This window comes from Embleya australiensis, from assembly GCF_051903075.1.
Taxonomy (GTDB): Bacteria; Actinomycetota; Actinomycetes; order Streptomycetales; family Streptomycetaceae; genus Embleya.
In genome coordinates, this window is the sequence record NZ_CP182424.1 from 145,848 (window position 1) to 164,071 (window position 18,224).

9 protein-coding genes are annotated in these 18,224 nt (G+C 69.1%); 4 read left to right on the forward strand and 5 right to left on the reverse strand.

What is annotated here, in order from left to right:
* Positions 1-103 precede the first annotated feature (103 nt).
* Both ACMXN5_RS49515 and ACMXN5_RS49520 read left to right on the forward strand, forming a co-directional pair.
* Positions 104-1,252: a ParA family protein gene (locus tag ACMXN5_RS49515; protein ID WP_439681596.1), complete on the forward strand. Its 1,149-nt coding sequence runs from the start codon at positions 104-106 to the stop codon at positions 1,250-1,252.
* Positions 1,252-2,310: a hypothetical protein gene (locus ACMXN5_RS49520; RefSeq protein WP_439681597.1), complete on the forward strand. Its 1,059-nt coding sequence runs from the start codon at positions 1,252-1,254 to the stop codon at positions 2,308-2,310. Before ACMXN5_RS49515 ends, ACMXN5_RS49520 begins: the two co-directional genes overlap by 1 nt.
* A gap of 720 nt (positions 2,311-3,030) precedes the next feature.
* Here ACMXN5_RS49520 and ACMXN5_RS49525 read toward each other — a convergent pair.
* The 3 genes from ACMXN5_RS49525 to ACMXN5_RS49535 all read right to left on the reverse strand — a co-directional run bounded on the left by ACMXN5_RS49525 (position 3,031) and on the right by ACMXN5_RS49535 (position 9,133).
* Positions 3,031-5,115 (reverse strand): ATP-binding cassette domain-containing protein, encoded by a 2,085-nt coding sequence (locus ACMXN5_RS49525; RefSeq protein WP_439681598.1) that lies wholly within the window; start codon positions 5,113-5,115, stop codon positions 3,031-3,033.
* A gap of 215 nt (positions 5,116-5,330) precedes the next feature.
* Positions 5,331-7,649, reverse strand: a complete 2,319-nt coding sequence (locus ACMXN5_RS49530) for a Helicase associated domain protein (protein ID WP_439681599.1) — start codon at positions 7,647-7,649, stop codon at positions 5,331-5,333.
* The gene (locus ACMXN5_RS49535; RefSeq protein WP_439681600.1) at positions 7,646-9,133 is read right to left on the reverse strand and encodes a methionyl-tRNA formyltransferase; all 1,488 of its coding nucleotides are present in this window, start codon (positions 9,131-9,133) and stop codon (positions 7,646-7,648) included. Before ACMXN5_RS49535 ends, ACMXN5_RS49530 begins: the two co-directional genes overlap by 4 nt.
* A gap of 968 nt (positions 9,134-10,101) precedes the next feature.
* Here ACMXN5_RS49535 and ACMXN5_RS49540 point away from each other — a divergent pair.
* Together ACMXN5_RS49540 and ACMXN5_RS49545 are read left to right on the forward strand one after the other, a co-directional pair.
* Positions 10,102-14,037 (forward strand): DEAD/DEAH box helicase, encoded by a 3,936-nt coding sequence (locus ACMXN5_RS49540; RefSeq protein WP_439681601.1) that lies wholly within the window; start codon positions 10,102-10,104, stop codon positions 14,035-14,037.
* Positions 14,034-15,236 carry a hypothetical protein gene (locus tag ACMXN5_RS49545; protein WP_439681602.1) on the forward strand — a complete coding sequence of 401 codons (1,203 nt, stop codon included), beginning with the start codon at positions 14,034-14,036 and terminating at the stop codon, positions 15,234-15,236. The genes ACMXN5_RS49540 and ACMXN5_RS49545 overlap by 4 nt, the downstream gene beginning before the upstream one ends.
* Positions 15,237-15,751: 515 nt before the next feature.
* On the opposite strand, the gene ACMXN5_RS49550 is transcribed toward ACMXN5_RS49545, so the two are convergent.
* Entirely contained in the window at positions 15,752-16,636 is an 885-nt protein-coding gene (locus ACMXN5_RS49550; protein WP_439681603.1) for an aminoglycoside phosphotransferase family protein, read from the reverse strand.
* Complete coding sequence (locus tag ACMXN5_RS49555; protein ID WP_439681604.1) at positions 16,633-18,072, reverse strand: XRE family transcriptional regulator; 1,440 nt, start codon at positions 18,070-18,072, stop codon at positions 16,633-16,635. The genes ACMXN5_RS49550 and ACMXN5_RS49555 overlap by 4 nt, the downstream gene beginning before the upstream one ends.
* Positions 18,073-18,224: the final 152 nt, after the last annotated feature.

An 18,224-nucleotide genomic window follows, 5' to 3' on the forward strand; every position in this document is an offset into this window, starting at 1 on the left:
GTGCTCAAATGTGCCAAAAGCACCCATTTGGCCTAATAAGCTCTCTGGTTATTTGCGCGCGGCGCGGCCTGTCTGGTGCCGATCGTCTGGTAATTTGCGCTGCATGAGCAACGGAGACACGAGCGTTTCGCGCGAAAAACTCTTGGTCAGCCTTACACCCGACATGCGTCGTGCCCTTCGCATCCGAGCTGCGGAGCGTGGGATCGACATCCAGACGGCGACAGCCCATGCGCTGGACTTCTGGTACGCGAACCCCAATGCGACATCCGTCCCGATCAAGGGCGCCAAGTCCTGGGGCGTCTTCCTGCCCGCTGGCGGCCCAGCCCGCTTCGACAGGGAGTGCGAGCAGCGGGGACTGACCAAGGTGCAGGCGATGGCGCAAGCGGTTACTGGCTGGTTGGAAAGCCATCCCTCCCCCGCTCAGCGTCTGCTGTCTCAACCGATCAAGCGAATTCTGGTGGCCCTGCAGAAGGGCGGCGTCGGCAAATCCTTCGTTGCGGCTGGTCTTGCCCAGGCCTTCGCCGAGATGGGCTTGAGGGTTCTGCTGATCGACTACGACCCCCAAGGGCACATGACGCGGCGCCTCGGCTATCAGCCGCTGTCAGCCGACCATGACAACTCGTTGCTCCAGCACATGCTTGGCAAGGGGCGCAAGCACATCCGACGGATTCTCATCGACGTTGCTGGTGAACGGTTCGACGGTCGGTTGCATCTCCTGCCAGCTTGTACCGATGCCTTCCTCTTCGACGCTGTAATGAGTTCGATGCGCCACGGACGGGAGGAGTCACTGGCCCGAGCCCTCGAGCCGATCGAGCGGGACTACGACGTCGTCGTCATCGACGGTCCCCCGAGCCTTGGTCTGTCCATGGACATCGCCATGCACTATGTGCACCGCCGCGAAGGCGAACTCGCTGAGCGCTCAGGCGTGATCATGCCCGTGTGGGCGGACACTCCGAGCTTCGAGGCCTACGACCTGTTCAATGGTCAACGCCACGACCTGATGAAGGGAACCCGTGTCGAGATCGATGAACTCGGATTCGTCATCAACCACTTCGACACGCGCCGCGGAGCCTCACCCCAGAAGAAGAAGGACGAGTGGGAGCTGCGCGCGGCCCCTGGCGTTCTCGCGGTCTTCAATGACCTCAAGGAGCAACGCGAGGCCACGGACAGACATGAGCCCTTGTTCGTGTACGCCCCCGATTGCGAATTGACCAACGGCCTCCGCAGCCTGGCGAAGGAGTTGGCTGCCTGATGGTGAGCAAGAAGGACGCCGTCCCTCCCTACGTACCGACAGAGCCATCAAGTGGTGGCCCCTCGCGGAACGCCCTTCTCGATCGCTACAACCTCGGTACACAAGTCGAGTCGGAGGCCGCCCCCCTCAACTCGGAAGCTGATGCAGAGCAGGAAATGCGCGAGTGGGAGGCGGAACAAGCGCGCAGGCTCGCAGCACCAGAGCAGGCAACACCGACCCGCGCGCAGGGGACCCAGGTGCCGGCCACTCGAACGGCCAGCGACATCGAAGTCGCTGAGGACCACGACAGCTTCGGCGTTACGCGTCTACCCACTCACGCGGACGAACACGGCTACGTGGCTATTCCGCGCTTCACTCCTCCAACGAGCGAAGTTCCCAGCGAGCGCCTCGAGCAGTACCTGCAAGGGATTGGGCAGGTCGAGTACGCGGCCAAGTCGAACGAGCAACGGGTTCAACAGCAGCGACTCCTCACCCTCGGCCAGTACATCCTGGGTATGAAAGAGGAGCGCATCTGGGAGGCGGGCGGCTATGAGACGCTCGGTGACCTCCTCCTAGAGAACTTCGGGATTCGGAAGGACTATGCAAACAAGGTCGTGCGGGCGCTTCCAGTCATCAGGGCACTGGAAGACGTCACCACGGTGGACCTGAAGGAGCGGCAACTCCGGGTCTTGGTGCCAGTGCATGCGGTCCACGGCGACGAAGGCGTCCGCAAGGTATGGGATGAAGCAAGCCGCCGAGGAAAATTCACACAGAGGACTCTTGAGCAAGCTGTGAGTTTTCTCGGATACGGACCCCCGACCCCCATCACCACCGCTGCTGCGAAGCGTGAATTGGAAGCCCCCGTCAATGCAGGTACGGAACCAGCGCGTCCTGCCGCAGGGGAGGGGGAGGTACAAACGCGAGTGTTCGCCCCGCGGATCGTCGAGGTCTGCACCTCGATCCGCGAACTCCGGACAACTAACGAGGAGCAGGCGATGCTGGAGCTCAAAGAGATCTGGGCCGCCGTCGATGGGCTGCGGCGGGAACTGGGCGTCGATTTCGACCCAGAGGCACTTTGAGGAAAAGGCGACGTTGCCGACTATCGTCAAACTGACGAAAAGCGGATACCACGGTATCCGCTTTTCGTCAGTTTGACGTTAAGCCCATGTGGTCGATGGCTTCCATCGCGAAGCTGTCATTCGCGGCGTGATGCTAGCGGACTCCGGGGAGCGGCAGCAGGAGCTCGAACTTATGCGACTTTCGGACAGGCTCATCCAAGTCCGATCGGTCGTCTACGGCGCGCCCGTGAACAGCTCGACTCCTACTGCAATTCGGGGCAAATATTACCATTCTGCCATCGTGGGCCTGCTGCCCAGCCACGACGCGCCTGGAGTTACGCCGGTTTTTCGGGACAACTCGTGTCGCGCTGTCGGGCTGTGAAGCGCGCTGGCGCTCGACGCGGAGGAAGTACTTTCTAATCCCGCGCTATGGACCGGCGAGTTGTGACTGTCCACTGGTCCTGCTGTCAGCCCGGGTGCCTGCCCAAGGAACCACCCGCGGTTGCCATCCGCTCTGGCTACTGGCGGAGCAGGTCGTCGGTGCTCTCGTCCATGCCACTGCGGCAGTATGGTGCCCCATCCGCCTTGGGTGAAGTGCGAGTGGAGTCTGAGGAATGAGCTCGCCGGTATGTCGACGGACAGTCGGCGATCGGTATGTCCGTGGCCACCGTCTACGTCGAGACCACGCGGGAGCATGCCCCAGGGGCAGGCCTCGTCAGGTCGGTGCGCTGGATGAGCTGCTCAGGTTGAGGGCTTCTCGCTTACGGGTAGCTGGCCATCGTTTGTGTGTGCTGCATCGGTCGTGGGCGTGGTGTCGTATTGCTCGGCCTGCATGCGGTACATGGCGGCGTAGCGCCCCTCGTGGGCGAGGAGTTCCCGGTGGCTGCCGTGCTCGACGAGGGTGCCGTGGTCGAGGACGTAGATGTGGTCGGCGAGTCGGGTACTGGCGAGGCGATGGGTGATGAGGATGATCGTGTGCCCGTCGTCGGCGAGTGCGCGGATTCGTTCGAACGCGGCGATCTCGGCTCGGGCGTCGAGGGCGGACGTCGGTTCGTCGGCGATGATCAGGTCGGCGTCGCGGTAGACGCCGCGGCCGAGGAGGATGCGTTGCCACTGGCCGCCGGACAGGGCGACCCCGCCGATGTAGGAGCGGTCCAGCAAGGTGTTCCACTTCTTGGGCAGTTCGTCGATCACGTGGTCGGCCTCGGCGTATCGGGCGGCGGCCTCCAGGGCCGCGTCCGGGCCCGGCTCCGGGTGTTCCGCGTTGGCGGCGGTCCGGCCGCGCGGGCCGGGTATCGTCGTGGTGCCGGGGCATGCGGTGTCGTCGGTGAGGGTGGGGCGGCCGACGCGGATGTTGGCGGCGGCGGTGAAGGGCCATTCGGTGAACGATTGGGAGATCAGGGCGACACGGGCGAAGAGTTGGTCGCGGTCCAGGGTGGTGTCGTCGATGCCGTCCCAGCGGATGTGTCCCGATTGTGGCCGGTACAGTCCGGCGATGATCTTTGCCAGGGTGGTCTTGCCGGAGCCGTTCTCGCCGACGAGTGCGATGATCTGTCCGCGTTTGATGGTCAGTGAGACGGCGTCGACGGCGGGTTTGTCCCGGTCGGGGTAGGTGTAGGTGACGTTGTCGACGTGGATCTCGTCGGGGAACGCTTCCACGGGCAGGCCGCCGCGAGGGATGGCGTGTTCGTCCGCGAGCGCGCAGGTCCGTTCGAGGTCCTGGACGAACAGCGACTGTTTGTACGTGTATTGGACCTGTTCGACGAGGCGGGTGAGTGCGCCGGTGCCGGTGCGGATCGCCAGGACTGCGGTGCCGGACGCGGCCAGTCCGGTGCGGCCGGTCCAGGTCAGCCACCCCAGCACGACGTAGGTCGCGCCGGTCGCCAGGGCCGCGAGCGCGGCCGACAGCAGCCCGGTGACGGCTTCGGCGCGGGCGAGTCGGCTCTCCTCGGCCTCGCTTGCCGCGGCCATCCGTTTGTAGTGCCCCACCAGGTAGTCGCCGACGCCGTGTACGCGGATCTCGGGCCCCGAGCCGATGTGCCGCAGATGCCAGCCGACTTCGCCCTGCTGCCGGTTGTGATCGATCCACTGCTGGACGGAGGTGTAGCGGCGCCGTGCGTCACGGACCGCCCGCCAGGCCTGCGGCACCGTGATCAGCGCGAGGAGGGGGAGCAGCACCGGGTGCAGCACGGCGAGTACCGTTCCGGCCGCGGCGAGCGAGATCAACGCGTTGGCGATGCCGATCGTGTAGGAGATCATGCGCCGCGAGGCGTCCGTGCCCCAGTTCGCCGACTGCAAGAGCCGTTTGAAATCGCCGTCCTCCAGGGTGGCCATCTCCACCCTGGCGGTCTTGCTCAGTAGAGAGGTTTCCGCGGCGCGTTCGAGTTTGGGTTCCAGGCGCCCGGACGCGGTGGTGGACACGGCCTGCAGCAGCGAGATGACGATGCCGGACGCTGCGAGCGCCATCAGCGCGGGCAGCGCGGCGCGCACCCGGTCCGGGGTGGCGCCGGCGGCGAACAACCGCACCAGGACCTGGTTGGTGGCCAGCAGGCTGAACGCGCCGGCCAGACCGCGCCCGAGCTCGGCGAGGCTGACGGCCGACAGCGCCCGGGGGTCGGTGCGCCACGCCAGGCGTACCGACGCGGCGACGAGCCGGGGCAATTGCCGGAACGTGCCGAGCAGGGACAGTTGCAGGTGCGCGTTCTGGTGTGCGAAGGCGCCATGGTCATAGACGAGCCTGCCGCCGAACAGCTCCCTACCGCTGGCCGCGCCGCGGGCGATCGTTTCGGCGGCCCGGTCACGACGTCGCCGGCCTGTGCGGGTCACCGCCTCCACCACGCAGGCGTTGGCGCGTCGAGGTTGAAGGGGCCTTGATGCACGGGTGCCTCCGAGAAGGAAAGGTGAAGCGAGCCGGGAACTGCCGGTGTTGCGGTCGGTGGCGTGCGGACGTGAATCGGTGGACGACGGCCGGCTCGGCGCCGGACCAACCGTGGGTACCCGAGGTTGGTCCTTCACGTGCCTTTGTGGCGGCGAAGGGCCGCTCATCGTGCCGCGTCGTCCTTGATGGTGAATTCGACACCGAGGGCGAGCAGTTGGCGATATCGAGCTTCGGAGAGCCTGCCCTTGCGATAGTCCGTGCGGCGAATGGTCAGCCATTGCCCCAGGCGGAGCGGGACGGGGCCGGGTACGACGTGTCGGCGGGGTACCCGTGCGTGTCCGTGAAGGCTTCGAAACGTCTTGAGGGCCTCGAGGTGCAGTTGGTAGCGGTACTCCAACGCGCTCCACACGAACCCGACGGTGTCGAGCCTGGCTCGCTGTTCGTTGGTGAGCCGGTCGGGATGCATGCGGTAGGTGCTGACGGTTTGGCCGATGGGCCGCCCGTCTCGGGTGGCATCCTGAGGCACGTCGAGATGGCCGTGTTCCTCCTTGAAGGCCGCCAAATCCCTGCAGAACTGCTCCCAGTCGTGCGCAGCGGTGTCCCATACGAACCCTTCTGCGGTCAGGACAGCGACCTTCTCCGGGGGCACCTCGCCTCGCACATGGGACACACGCAGGAATTTCGCGATTTGGCCAAGTTTGTAAGGTTCCTCATTGGGTTTGTGGACCGTGTAGTTGTTCGGGATGCGGAGATGGCCGTGAAGCCGTTCGAACGCGCGCAGTTCCTCGACGAGTCGGTGAAGCTTCAGCGCCGGCACCGACCAGATCATGCCGAGGGCCTCCATCTGGTCGACCCGCTCGGGGGCCAGGGTGCCCTTGGCGTGGAACTGGCGCAGATGGCCGATCCATGTCGCCAGGGGGTCGGTGTGGGGGACCGCGAGGTGGCCCTCGCGCGCGTGGAAGGCCGCCGCGCGCCCGACGTTCTCCTCCCAGGAGCTGGTGGTCATGCGCACGGTGCGCACCGAGACGGCATCGGCGAAGCCGGGCGGTACGGGGATCCCGGTGACGGAGAGCCAACTTGGAAGTTGGCCTGGTGATTGTTGCAGGCCCGGGCCTGCGGAGGTTTCCCCCATGGCGCGGCGGGCCTGTTCCAACTGACGCGCCAGATCCTCGTCGTGGGCGGCCAGCGCCCGCACGGTCTGCCAGACCGGACCGAATCGGCCAGACGCGAGGGCGCTTTCAGGATCCTCGTCCGGATCGAGAAGGACGGGAACCACGATGGACGCGGTCTTGGGCCGCGTGCGGTCGGTGCGGCGCAGGGCGCGTCCGACGGCCTGGATGGTGTCGATGGTGCTGCGAGGATCCAGGAAGCAGACCGCGTCGATGGCCGGCACGTCGACGCCCTCGGACAGCACACGCGCGTTGGTGACGACAACGAGGCCTTCGTCGTCCGAGCCCAGTCGATCCAGCACAGCCCGGCGCGTCTTTCCGTCCTGCTTGCCGTGGACGTGGCCCGACCACAGGGCCGAGGGGCGTTCGGCGGGGTCCAGAAGCGACATCGCATCGGGCAGCATCGTGCTGAACCAGCGGGCGTCGGCGACCCGCCGGTGGAAGGTGATCATGCGGCGGATGTCGTGTGTGCGCGCCGCGCGCAGCACGGCCACCTGTGCGGCCAGGGCGGGTGCCGAGACGGCCGCGTTCCCTACCCGGAGATAGGGGTTGTCCCGCCCCATGAGGGCGCGGACCTCGTCGCTGGTGACGACCGCGATCACCAGGCGGTATGACGCGAGAAGGCCGAGCTGGTGGATGGCGGTGGAGAACGCCAGGCGGTGGGCCACCGGGCCGAAGACACGTTCGTCCGACATGCTCACGACATCGTCCTGGTCGCTGACCACCACGCGCGGGGTCGCGGTCAGATACAGGCGACGCCGTGCGCGGACGATGGAGTCGTCGTGCACGGCCGCCCAGGGCCTGCCAGGGACGCCGGCGGTTCGGTGGGCCTCGTCGATCACGGCGATGTCGGCGGCGGCGAGCCCGTATCGTGCATGCGCTTCCGCCAGGACGGGGAGGCTGTGGTAAGTGCAGGCGAGGGTCACCGGGCCCGGTTCGGCCACGAGCCGGGCCAGTTGTGCGGGATCTGTCGTGACGGCCGCACCGCGGACGGCCAGCTCGCCGCGGTCACGGGCGAGGACCTCGCGGTCGGAGCAGACCGCCACGACCCGCCCCAGAGCCGCATCGCCGAGGTGCTCGCGCCACTCCCGTATCGTCTGCCCGATCAGTTCCAGCGTCGGGACCATCACGAGGGCGTGTCCCGCGCCGGCGTGGGCCACCAGATGCGCGACCTCGCCCCCGACGCGGGTCTTACCGGTACCGCAGGCCATCACCGCCGTGGTCCTGTCGTTCTCCGCCAGGACTTTGAGGATCTTGTCGACGGCCTCCCTCTGGTGGGGAAACAGTCGGCGGTCGGCGAGTGCTCGTGTCATTGCTCTTCTCTGGTGTCTCCGGCCAAGGGCGCGGCACCCTGGTGCCGTGCCCTCGACGTGTCGTGTGCGGGGCGCCGGTCGGAAGTCTCGCGGCATGTCTCGGATGGGGTGGGTACGGCATGGTCCGCCTCCGACAGCAGCCCCAGGGCATACGCGGTGGCAACGGCGGCTGCGGGGCCGGCCGACTCCAGGGCGGAGCACGCGTCGTCGAGGGCGTTCGTGAACTCCTCCGGCGACATCTCCAACGCCTCGGCGGCCCGGTGCTCGGGAAGGCCCCTCGCGCAGGCGACCAGGGCGCGGACCTGATCGGGCGTCAAGGGCCCACGACTTCGGCGTAGGTTCGTCAGGGCCGTCAACGAGGTGGGGGTGAGAACGGGAGGGTCCAGTCCCAGTCGGCGCGCGGTGTGCGCGGCCGCCAGGCTGGCGATCCCCCGGAGGCGGATCGGGCTCTCCACCAGTCCCAGCCGGGCCACGGCCGCGACGACGACGTCGTACACGGCCCCGGCGAGGTCGTCGACGACGGCGAGGGCGTCCACCGAGCCTTCCCGCGTCGTCCAGGCCCGCGGCGGGGCCGTCACGTCGACACCTTCCTCCGCAGCGTCTGTGCCCGGTGACGGATTCAGGAACGGACAGGCATCGGGGGCCGCGTCGAGGACGGCTCGCGTGATCCACAGCGGCCCGTCCCCACAGTCGAGCCTTGCTCCGTATCCGGGTCGCAGACTGGTGCGGCCGACGAAGGCGTCCACGCCGTTGAGGACGGTCGAGGGTCCGGCCAGTCCGAGGTACCGATGGCACCGGGCGAGGTTGTGCAGCGTCTCCCGGGACCCGGCCGGATCGACGACGTCGAACGTGTCGTCCTCGTCCGGGAGTCCCGAGTGTGTCGCTGAGGACTCGTCCTGGGGTGTCCCGGACTCGCCCTCGGCGACGGACTCGAGCGCGCCGGCCAGGATGTCCTCGGCGGCGTTCCGCAACTGCTGGTCCACCGCGGTGCGATCGGTGTCCTGCGGCAGGGGGATCGCCTTCTGCGCCAGGATGGGCCCGGTGCCGGTATCGACGTCGTCCGCGTAGTGGACGGTGACCCCGAAGACGGGGTCGCCCGCGCGGATCGCCGCCTCGACCGGACGCGGTCCTCGCCACCGCGGGAGAAGCGAGTCGTGGACGCGCACGACGCCGAGCCGGGGAACCGTCAGGATCTCCTCGGGCAGCGGCCCCGTCCAGCGATACACGACGAGCACGTCGAGGTCGAATCCCCGCAGGGCGTTCGCGATCGACGCGGACGCCACCGGCGCCATCAGGACGACTCCGGGCGGGAGTCCGACGAATGCGGCGGCCAGACGAGACACGCCCGTGCTCGTGTCCTCGTCGGCCGGACCGTGCGGGTCGATGCACGAAACCACCGGCACGTAGCCCGCGTTCAATGCCGCGATGTACAGGATGGAGAAGGTGTCGGCGTCGTTGGCCAACAAACCCGCGCGGGGCAGCAACTTGTACCGTCCAGGAAGTGATCGATGAGGTCGATGAGGTGGCGATCAGAGGCCGACGGCCGTTCGATTTCGTGCCATCGGGAGACCCTGGGTCGCCGAGTCGTTGCCGTACGTATCCGACCGGCTCCACGATTGCGTGCCAAGCGGCGGGACGCCACGCCACGCGACCGCCATGTTGCCGTCATGGTCACGTTGCTCAGGACCGAGAATGGGCAACCGAGGTAACGCGAATGCCCCTGTCGAAACAGACTTAGAGCGCGATTCGGTCGCCTACTTCACGCTCCGTAGGACCATCGCGGGCGGCCGTGAGACAAAGATGGCGGCAAGATGGCGGTGCCAGGCGCGGCGGGGAGTCTGGACGGTGCTGTGTAGCCAGCGCGCGGGTGGGGACCTCATGACGCGTTTGAGCTGGCCGAGGACAGCTCGGAACGTGTGACGGCGCCCGAGTTCCGCCGCCCACGCATCGGTCGACACTGCGCGGTCCTTCTCCGTCAGCGCTATCGGCCCACTCCGGTGTCACACCCGACATCGCGTCGACGACCGTTCCCGAAGCCGGATCCCGGGCGGCCGCCCCGGGAGACCTGTCGCCACCACCCAGTTTGATCATTCCGATGTGCTGACTCGCGATCGATTACTAGCCAGCACGGCCCGTTGATCCGACCGGAATACCAAGCCTATGCAGGGGGATGGCCGAGCAGCGCTGGACCGCTCCGCCCAGGGCCGGCAAGTGGCCTCGACGCGGATCCGTGACAACCCCACCGCGCGTGAGGGCTGCCGTCGGAGCCGGAGCAACGGATCCGCTCGAACCCTCACAGGGCTGCGGCCACACACCGGCAGGTGGTCACCGGTTGAGTTCCGCCACCGTCATCGACTTGCTCTGCGTTGGGGCGCCGAATCCCTCGTGCCACCGGTGGCCGGCCGCGTCCGGGAGACAATGACGTGACGTCACAGACTTCGGGGGTTCGTCGTTGTCCACCACGCACCGCTCACCGCATTTCCCCACGCCGACACTCCTGGCACGGCAACGCACCGCCCCGCCCCCGACAGGCGGTCCCGCGCTGGTGCCGCGCGACGCGGACGCCGACGCGGACTTCCACGGCATGCTCCAACAAGCCCTGGACGGCACGGACATCGAGGCGGTGACGGCGGAGGCAGTCCACCGTGCGGCTGAGGGCCGTCTCGAAGTGCGGGACCTACGGCTGCTCCTGCTGGGCACCTGCGACGATCCGCGCTGGACGCCTGCCCGTCGCGCCGCGCTCGCGGTGGTCGTCGAGAACGTGGCCCTGGCGCCGAGCGTCCTGTCGATGCATGCCCAACTGCACCGGCGACCGGCGGACACCGTCCGCGAGGGATACGTTCCCGGTGCGGTCGAGGCCGCGTTCGCCGCGCAGGCCTCGTCGGTTCCGGGGGAGACGACGGTCACCGGCGGCATCCAGGTCGCCCACACCCGTAAGACCGCGCGCCAGCGGGCCATGGCCAGCCTGCTCGCCCGACTGGCCGACCTTCCCGACCCGATGACGGGCACGGCGCTGGAGACCGAGGACTGGAGCGTCGCCGAACGTCGGACCCTGGTGGCCACGTCCACCGGCGGCCCGCCTGCGGTACGCAACCCCGTGGCGATTCTGCACGAGTTCGCCCAAGCCGACCGGATCGGGAAACCGAACTACCGTGTCGCGGGAGAGGGTTCCCTGCGTTTCCGCGCCGTCGTCACCTGCACCCACCGCGAACGCACCCTCGAGGCGGAGGGCAGCGGCCCGAGCAAGGCGAGCGCGCGCGGTGCGGCCGCGGACGCCATGCTGGCCGTGCTCTCGGCCGCCGCCGACGAACCGATCGACCACCTCGACCGGTCCGAGCCGGTGTCCCACGACGCGCTCGTACACACCACCGCGCCCGCCACGTCGACGCCGGGCCTCGAGACGATGCCCTGGCACACCCGCATGTCACCGACCCTCGATCACGCCCCGTCCGACCCCACGGGGGTGTCGGCCGCGGCCCTGTTCGCGGCCGCGGCCCTGGTGGAGGGCTTCGTGCGCGCCGGCGCCGCCCTGACGCTGCTACCGGATCCGCACCCGGCCCACACACGCATGCTGCTGTTCGACGCCCATGGCAAACCCCTCACACACCCGGGCACGTTGCCCGAGCCGCTGCGCGCGAGCACCCGCGACCTGGTCCTGACCAACCCCACCGGCGGTATGCCACGACGCACCGCGACCACCGGCTGGACCGTGCCGCTGTCCCTCGCCCTGCCCGCCCTGCTCGACGCCGACCGCGAGGAACCCGTCCACGCATCAGTGACCGGGTGGCGGGCCGTCGCCCGCCTGGGCCTGCGCCTGGTGGCCGCCGGGCGGATCCACCCGGCGTTGACGTTCGACGGACTGGACTGCTGGCGCGTGGGACCGATCACCGACGCCGTGCGCGAGGCAATCACCACCGTGGCGTCCGTCCTGCCGCCGCATGCCCACTGCCTCCTCGCCGGTACCAACCCGGTGCGCGTGCCCGCACCGGAAACGATGATCCACGCGTTTCTCGACGCCCTCGCCGACACCATGACGCGCACCGCGGGCACCCACACCGTCATCGGCCCCCGTCCCTGGTCCGGCACCCCCACGCGAGAACCCATACCCGCAGTGTGGCCGTGGGCCGACGCCATCGAGGACGCCCGCAACCCGCACCCCACCTCCGACCTGGTCCTGCGGATCGCCACCCCCGAAGACCCCCGCACGGCATCCCCCACCTGCGCTCTGGTCCTCCACCTCGCCCCGGCCACCCCGCTCACCGACCCGAACGCGGACGGCGCGACGCCCGACGACACGCACGCACCGACGGTGGCTGCGGCGGCGGTGTGGGACGGCACCGCCGCACACCCCGCCCTGACCCCGGCGATGCTGCCCGGCACCCGGCGCGTGCTGCGCCGCGGCGCCCTGCTGTTCCCGCCCCTCGCCTCGCTGGCCGCGCAGCCCACACCGACGCGCGCGACACTCTCCCCGCACGAACTCCTCGAACTCCTCACCGACACCGGCCCATCCCTGGAGCAGGTCGGCATACGCGTCGTGTGGCCACCCACCCTGACCAACGCGCTGCGTACCGGCGTCGTCGTCGGCACCCCCACCTCGACCGCACCCCGCGACCACCGAGCCGGCTCGGGACACCTGTCCCTGGACAAACTCGTCGACCTCCGATGGCGATTCACCCTCGGCGACACCCCGTTGGACGAGTGGGAGACCACTTTGATCGCCGACACCACCCGGCCCCTGATCCACCTACGCGACCGATGGCTGCTCGTCGACCCCACCACCGCGCACCGCGCCCGACACCGCCTCCTGCCGCCGCTGTCCTCCGCGCAGGCACTGACCGCGGCCCTGTCCGGCACCGTCACCATCGACGGCACCACCACCACCTGCGACGCCACCGGCACCCTGGCCGACCTCGTCGACCGACTGCGCCGCGCCCCGCACGCGCTCGACCCCGTCCCCACACCGCCCGCCCTGCGCGCGGACCTGCGCGCCTACCAGAGCCGGGCCCTGTCCTGGCTCGCACACACCACCGAACTGGGGTTCGGCGCGCTGCTCGCCGACGACATGGGCCTGGGCAAGACCATCACCACCATCGCCCTCCACCTCCACCGCCACCGGGGCCCCACCCTCGTGATCTGCCCCGCGTCCCTCGTCGCGAACTGGCACCGCGAGATCTCCCGCTTCGCCCCCACCACCCGAGTTCACCGGCACCACGGACCCCACCGCCGACTCGACGACCCCCACGGCGACACCGTCGTCCTCACCACCTACGGCACCCTGCGCCAGGACACCGACCTCCTGGCCCGACACCACTGGGACCTCGTGATCGCCGACGAGGCCCAACACGTCAAGAACCACGCTTCCGCCACCGCCGCCGCCCTGCGCCGCCTCGACGCCACCGCCCGCGTCGCCGTCACCGGCACACCGGTGGAGAACGACCTCGGCGACCTGTGGTCCCTCCTCGACTGGACCAACCCCGGCCTGTTCGGGACCCGCGCCGCGTTCCTTCGCCGCTACGGCGCGATCGAGAGGAATCCCGACTCCGAGGCCGCGCCTCGACTGGCCGCGCTCATCGCCCCGTTCATGCTGCGCCGCCTCAAGAGCGACCCCGGCATCGCCCCCGAACTCCCGCCCAAGGTGCATCACGAACGCATCGTGGCCCTGACCCCGGAGCAGGTCACCCTGTACGAAGCCGTCGTCGGCGAGACCATGCACCGCATCGAACACAGCATCGGCATCGCCCGACGAGGGCTCGTCGTCGCCCTGCTGCAGGCCCTACGGCAGATCTGCAACACACCCGCCCAGTTCCTCAAGGAAGACATCCACCGGGCGACCGCGGATCCCGACGCCTTCGCGCGTCGCTGCGGCAAACTCGCCACCCTGGAGGACCTGCTGGCCAACTTCCGCGAACGCGCCGAGGCAACCCTCGTGTTCACCGGCTACGTCACGATGGGCCGCCTCCTCGAGGCCCAACTCCGCGCCCGCGGCCGCACCCCGTACTTCCTCCACGGACAAACCCCCACCACGGCCCGTCAAGCCATGGTCGACGCCTTCCAGCACGACCCGGGCCCCGCGCCGGTGTTCATCCTGTCCGTCAAGGCCGGCGGCACCGGACTCAACCTCACCCGCGCCGCACATGTCGTCCACTACGACCGCCCCTGGAACCCCGCCGTCGAGGACCAGGCCACCGACCGCGCCCACCGCCTGGGCCAACACCACGTCGTCAACGTCCACCACCTCACCACCGAAGGCACCGTGGAGGACCACATCGCCGCACTCCTGCACCGCAAACGAGCCCTGGGCGAAGCGGTCCTGCTTTCCGGCGAGAGCGCGCTCGGCGACCTCGACGACCGAGAGCTCAACGCGCTCGTGCAACTGGGGACACGATGACCCCACCCCCCGGACACGGCAAGTCGATGCGGCCCCTGGTCGCCGCGTGGAAGCAGACGTTTCACATGGCCTGCGCCGGATCCCCCCTCTACGCCAAGGGCCTCGCGCTGCACGGCGCGAAAGCCGTGAAACATGTACAGGGCGTCCCCGGCAGAATCCACGCCACCGTCACCACGAAGAAGGGCACCGCCCACCGCGCGCACATCACCCTGCCACTGCTGAGCAACGAACAATGGCAACACCTGGCCGACCGACTCGCGGGCGATCCCCACGCCTCCGCGGACCTGCTCGCGGGCAAGGTCCCCGCGCTCATCGCCGATCCCGGACACGCCGGAGGCGCGACCGTCGTCCCCCTCGCCCAACAACTCGGCTTCGCCTGCAGCTGCTCGCCACAGCGCCGGCGGCTGTGCGACCACAGCGCCGCACTTGGCCACGCCATCGCCGAACACCTGGGCACCTCACCCTCCATCCTGCTGACCGCACGCGGCATGCCCACCCGCAGCCTCGCCGACGTCCTCCGTGCCCGCCTAGCCGCACAACGCCTGCCCCACCTGCCCGCCGACCAGCACGGCACCGTCCGCGCCGACCACACCCACACCCTGTGGGCCAATCGGCTCGATGTCACCGCAACCGAACCCTCGCTCGACGACCCCGCCTTCGTCGCCGCGCCCCTCACGGACCCTCCCGAGCCCGCACCCGCCGCCGACGACCTCGCCCGCATGATCCGAGACGCCGCCAACCACGCCCAAGCCGTCCTCGACTACGACGCGCCCCGGGACCCCCACGATGCCCTGGCCGACACCGTGCGCCTGCTGGCTGGTCCCAACGGCCTCACCCGCCTCACCGAGATCGCCTCCCGCACGGGCCACGCCGAACCCGAACTGCGGAGACTCCTGATCGCGTACCGCCACGCCGGCCCTGCCGGCGTCCACGCGGCACGAGGACCGGCTCCCACGCCACCGGATGTGCTCACCGCCGCGCTGGACACCATCCGGCGAACCGGCCCGGCGTCCCTGGGGGAATTGCGCGTCACGGACGGACGGCTCACCGACACGGGCATCCAGTTGCGGTACGGACTCGACGGACACTGGCACCCGTTCACCCTCTGGAACGAGCAATGGCAACCCCGACCCGGACACTCGCCCGACCCGACCACGGCATACCGGGCCGCCCGCCGGGCCCGTCCCACACGGACCTGACGCCGCCGGTCGAGCGCCGCAGCGACGTGGCCCCGCTCCTCTCGTCCGTTTCAGGTGGCGGGCGGACAAGACGACCGATGCCGCCTGGACTGCGGCACCGAGTCTCCGGGAAATGACACGCAAGTTCGCCCCGTTCCCTCAACCTGACAGGACGCCAACGCGACGGCCCGGGGCAGAACCGAGAGCAGCTGAAGTACCGAACCAGCGGTTCGTACCACGCCTGCCGCGTGACCACGAGGTGCTACCCCTGCGGCGGCCGGCGAGCGCGACGACCCCGCCGTCACGCCGGAGTTCGCCGCCGCCGTGGAGGAGGAGGCGACACGGAGGTGGGGCCTGCGGGCATGGCACACGCAGTTCCCGGTGTGGGAGGCCACGTGCGAATCCGGCGAGGAGCTGTTGCAGCGATCGGTCCCTCTACTGGAGACGGTGGCCATGCCCCACGACCCGTGACCCTGCCTCGGCCTGGGGGTGCGAACCGCGAGTCTCGTTCGAAGCGGCTACCAAGGAGCGCTGGGCTACATGATTCCGATCCAGTGCCATGGCCTGGACCCGTGTCGCCCGCGGAGACAGTCCACCCTGAACTGCGCCTGCTCGTGCCAGGTCGGGTGGCTGGCGGCGTGCTGCGCCGCATAGGTCGTCATGCGCAACTCGCGTGCGGCTGCGAGGGTTTCGTAGCCGTCCCATGTCGTGACGTCGTGGCCGTAGAGGGCGCAGAACTCGGCGTATTCGCCCCGTGAGGCCACGCCGGTGGTTGTTGTGCGTACCGCGGTCGAGACGAGGTCCCACTCCGGTGGCCCTACGGAGAAGCGCTCCAGATCCATCAGGAGTCGCCCGTCGTGGACGCGGACGATGTTGCCCGGCCACGCGTCGCCATGGATCGCCCGTGGCGGCAGGCCGGCGGGTAGGCCGGCGACCCAGCGCTCCGAGAGATCTCGATGGAGGTCGAGGAGCCACTGGCGGTCGTCGTCGGTAAGCGTGGTTGCGGCGGCCAGCCTTTCCGGGATCCGTACGAACGGATCGAGGCGACCGATGTCGAAATCGGGCAGGGGCAGGGCGTGGAGCTCTTTGAGGGCGAGCGCGACGTCCCTGATCGTGCCGGGGGTGTGGGGCGGAGCCTCCTCCCAGAAGGTCACCACCCGACCGGCGTGCTCCAAGGGTTGTTCGACATCCAAGGGGACCACCGCGAGGACGCCGTGGTCGGCAAGCCAGCGGGCGACACGGATCTCCCGCTCGGCGCTCGCGCGTCGGTCGGGCGGAGCCATCCGCACGACAACGCCTGCGGCCAAGCGCCAGATCTGGTTCTCGGCGATGCGTATCGGCCGGGCGTCGCGAGCATCGAGACCGGCCGCGGCGCAGGCCTCCTCAAGGGCCTTGCGGGCGGATTCCGTCGTGTTCGTCATGACTGCAAGGTAGATGTGATCGCTTCCCGGAGGGCGCGAGTCTCGGGCACCTTCGAGTGCCGAACGGCGAATCCGGCGAGTTCGCGAAGGTCCGCAGCCGCTCTGCGGGAGGACAGTGTGCCGCTCATCTCGAGGGCCTCGTGTCCGATCGCCGCCGCCTCCCGCGGGTCGCCCGTGCACATGAGAAGCGAGGCGAGTTTGGTACACGAGATGGTTTTGGAACGGGCGAACCGCGGCTTGTGTTCGAGTACGGCGGTGCGGAAGCGCTCCTGTGCGTTTACCGGGTCGCGACCATCGACTACGACGATGTCGAACAGGGCGTGGGCGGTGTCGCCGTTGTGCTGGGCCTCGTCGTAGTAAGCCATCAACGGATGGGTGTCGTCGGCGCGACCACCGCGGACGAAGGCGTCGTCGGCGGCGCCCACCGCGGCGAAGGTCTCCTGGGCGCGGCCCATCTTTCCGTAGGCCCGAGCCCTGGCGGTATGCAGCATGGCGCGTGCGGTTGCGGGCAGGCGATCCGCGTACTCAAGGCCTCGTTCGGCATGCGTGAGACCGGCGTTCGCATCACCGACCCAGATGGCTTGACGCGCGAGGTATGAGTAGGCCTTCGCCCGCAGGAGCCAGTGATCACCCACCTCGGCACACTCGACGGCGAGACCGAACGCGCTGCGGGCCTGTTCGTGGCGATACATGTCGAACTGGGTGGCGCCGACGACCAGTCCCAGACGGGCGACGGCGGCCAGGAAATCGGAGCGGAGGTGCCCGGGGCAGTCGACGGACAGGAGACCGACTGCCCACCGGAGGCAGTGGGTGGCGAGTAACTCGAGGACTCCGCCGCCGCCGTGGGCGTTGTCCCAGCCGTGGAGCCCGTCGGCGAGGTCCGTGAGTTGGCGGACCTCTCTCGGGGTGATCCGCGAGGGAAGGGACGGGGGAGCGACGGGCGTCAGGAGCGGGCTGAGTTCCAGCGGGCCGAAGGCGGCAAGGCCGCCCGTGGCGCCGGCGGCGAGGAAGGCACGACGTTCCACTTCGGGTCTCCTGGTCGGCGCGGACGGTTCGTCTCCACCCAGGATGCCCGGCGAGCCCGCGCAGTGGACCAGCGCCTTCGAGAGGAGACGCCGCTTATCCGGCCCCGCAACAGGCCTGTTTGCGTCGTCGCGCGTCACCGTGGGTGCATCGGGTGGCGAGTCGAACAGCTCGACAGGTCGGACGCCGAACATGTGCTCAAGGACACGGCGGGTGTGAACGTGCGGCAGGGACTTGATGTCGCCGGCCATCCACCGCTCGAAGCTGCGCCGCGAGACCGTCACGCGTTGAAGGCGGGGCTCACGTTCGCGGCCGGCCAGCGCGTCCCGCGCGACGCGGAACTTCACGTCGAACGTCTCATAGGCGTTCCAGCCCCGGTCCAGAACCAGGGCGCGAAATCGGGTGCTTCGCATCACCGCTCCTACTCGGTGGGACGATCCAGCAGTCCCTCGGGCAACCCACGTATCGCTGTGGTGGTTGCGTTGCCGACGCCACGACAGAGCACGGGCTTTGCCGACCCGCACCCCGGGCGATGCGTGCACGTGGCGACAGCCGTTTTCCGCCC